The sequence below is a fragment of the Pseudarthrobacter sp. NPDC059871 genome (assembly GCF_042731175.1).
Classification (GTDB): Bacteria; Actinomycetota; Actinomycetes; order Actinomycetales; family Micrococcaceae; genus Arthrobacter.
Window position 1 is genome coordinate 1 of record NZ_JBHWJV010000029.1, and the last position, 1486, is coordinate 1486.

General features: G+C 55.8%; 1 protein-coding gene. It reads left to right on the forward strand.

The window, feature by feature from the left end; all coding sequences use genetic code 11:
- The coding region (locus ACFV4R_RS20165; RefSeq protein ID WP_377204339.1) for a hypothetical protein at positions 1 to 1397 on the forward strand (1397 nt) is incomplete at its 5' end.
- Positions 1398 to 1486 lie beyond the last annotated feature (89 nt).

Below are 1486 nucleotides of genomic sequence, written 5' to 3' on the forward strand. Positions count from 1 at the left end.
CCCAATCCTCCACTGTGATCACCCACCCAATCGTTTGGAACGGGTGGCTCAGTTTTCAACCGTCACAATGGCTCAGTTTTCGACCGTCACCGACAGGACACGAGGCAGAAACGACAAAAGATAAGGTGCGAAGTTTGGCGAATAAACAAGATGGTTTTGCCTGGGGGGCCCAAGAAGCGCGATTCTCCGGTGTAGCGCTGGCCGACTTTTACGACGTCTCTATGACTTGCCGCGCTGTCGTCGGTGCACTGGAGAAAGATGCGGCTGCAGAATCAGGTACTTGGAAGCTCCTAGCGGACGTCTGTTCCTTGATCATCGTCGGGTCCAAAACGAATGCGCCGTTTGCGCCACTGGCTGTGGTCGACACAAGACGGTCGTTCGCCATCGAAGACCTGTCCGCTGACGACTTGAATCTTCTGTCGTCGATCGTCGACCAAATAACACGAGTCGATCTTGCCGCCCGCGTCCACGATGTTTTGTGGGCGAGGCGCCATGGCTCCGGAATTGCACACGCCGTTGCTGCGCTCGACCTCTACGCCCAGATTCCAATTGAAAGCAGCGAGTATGAGCCCGGCCTCGTAGACGTCTGGGAAAGAGCGGCGATGCTGGCCCGAAGCCTAGGGAAGGCGACTTCGGAAAAAGCGAAACAGATCGAAGCCTACCTGTCCGAAAGGTTGATGAAGCTTGCACTCGAAGGTGGTGCTCTGGCCATCATGCTGTCGCGAATGATGGTCAAACATCGAATCGGCTCATCTCGGGCTGAAGAATTTGCGAACACCCTGGCGAATTGCGGTGAGGTGGAGCCGACGACTGGGCTGGTAGGTGGACTGCAGTTCTTGGAGTGCGCGCGAGAGTGGTATCAGATTGCGGGAATCTCGACCCGAGCCGACGACATAACGATTAAACTGGCGGAGGCTGCCGTCGCAGAAGGTGGCGAACGTGCGGGCGGAGATAACCCGAGTTTCATGGTGGCGGCCTATCACCTTGAGTCTGCCATCCAGCTCTATAGAGGAACCTCACACAAGTATCGCCAAGAGCGAGGTCTGGAAGCGAGGTTGGCTGAAATTCGCGGGTTACATCGTGAATATTCCCTTCGTGCAACCGAGGAGTTCGAACTTATCGAAAGCGGGTCCATCGACCTAAGTGACATCGCCCGAGCTGCCGAGGCCAGTGTTCAAGGCAAGGACACGATGTCAGCCCTGATGGGGTTAATCAGCGTGGCACCGATTCCTTCCGTGCAGCAGCTCGCAGACCTGCAAAAAGAACGTGTGGCAAGGGGTTCCATTGCTGACATATTCGGAAGATCCATCATCACAAACGGTGGTCGCGTCGCCTACAAAGTTCCTGCCCTTGCGACCTCCTCCGAGGAACACGTCGTAGCTTCCCACGTATGTTAACGCCAACCGAAAATAGGGCCAGTTTTGCCGACTGAAAACAGGGCCACGGGTTGCTGTTCTATTGTGCCTGAAGCTGGGTTCTTGTCTTG